Annotated in this window: 1 protein-coding gene and 1 pseudogene; both read left to right on the top strand. The window is 68.1% G+C overall.

Annotated features, from left to right (window positions below):
- Positions 1-213 precede the first annotated feature (213 nt).
- Positions 214-849 carry an endonuclease III gene (gene nth / locus QZH66_RS14655; RefSeq protein ID WP_305806660.1) on the top strand — a complete coding sequence of 212 codons (636 nt, stop codon included), beginning with the start codon at positions 214-216 and terminating at the stop codon, positions 847-849.
- Positions 850-916: 67 nt separating this feature from the next.
- Positions 917-1,018, top strand: a pseudogene (locus QZH66_RS14650) (endonuclease III); the annotation flags it as partial.
- Between the last annotated feature and the right edge of the window lie 53 nt (positions 1,019-1,071).

Here is a 1,071-nt window from a genome sequence, read left to right as displayed (position 1 = left end):
ACCGCCACCGGTCGCCGACAGCAAGCCCGCCCTGCCCTCGGCCGCCGCGGCCATCCTCGCCCGTGCCAAGGCGCGCGCCGGCGGGAGCCCGTCGGCATGAGCACGGTCGTCATCAAGAAAGCGTCGGCAAAGAAGATCTCGGTAAAGAAGGCCGCGGCGAAGAAAGCCACCGCCGCCGCGACGAAACCCGCCGCACCGCGCGCCAGCAAGCGCATGAACCGCGAGCAGGTGCAGGAGATGTTCACGCGCCTGCGCGAACTCAACCCGCACCCGACCACCGAACTGGAATACAGCTCGCCGTTCGAATTGCTGGTGGCGGTGACGCTGTCGGCGCAGTCCACCGATGTCGGCGTCAACAAGGCCACGCGGCGGCTGTTCCCGGTGGCCAACACCGCCGCGGCCATCCTGGCCCTGGGCGAAGACGGGCTGAAGCCGTACATCGCCACCATCGGCCTGTACAACGCCAAGGCCAAAAACGTGGTCGCCGCCTGCGCGATCCTGGTGGACAGATATGACGGCCAGGTGCCACGCAGCCGCGAAGCGCTGGAGGCGTTGCCCGGGGTCGGCCGCAAGACTGCCAACGTGGTGCTCAATACCGCCTTTGGCGAACCGACGATGGCAGTGGATACGCATATCTTCCGCGTGGCCAATCGCACCGGGCTGGCACCGGGCAAGGACGTGCGGGCGGTCGAAGATCTGCTGGTCAAGGTGATTCCGACCGAATTTTTGCTGGATGCCCATCATTGGCTGATCCTGCACGGCCGCTACGTGTGCAAGGCCCGCAAACCGGACTGCCCGCAGTGCGTGATCCGCGACCTGTGCCGTTACAAGGACAAGCCCCCTGCCTGACGCGGTGACACCGCCCGCCGCGGGCGCGGCCTCATCACGCTGGCGCCGGTCTGCCGCTGGGGGCCGGCTGATCCTGCACGGCCGCTACGTGTGCACGGCCCGCAAACCGGACTGCCCGCAGTGCGTGATCCGCGACCTGTGCCGTTACAAGGACAAGACACCTGCCTGACGCGGTGACACCGCCCGCCGCGGGCGCGGCCTCATCACGATGGCGCCGGTCTG

The sequence above is a fragment of the Stenotrophomonas sp. YIM B06876 genome, from assembly GCF_030711595.1.
Lineage (GTDB): Bacteria > Pseudomonadota > Gammaproteobacteria > Xanthomonadales > Xanthomonadaceae > Stenotrophomonas.
This window is presented reverse-complemented; position numbering and strand designations above follow the sequence as displayed.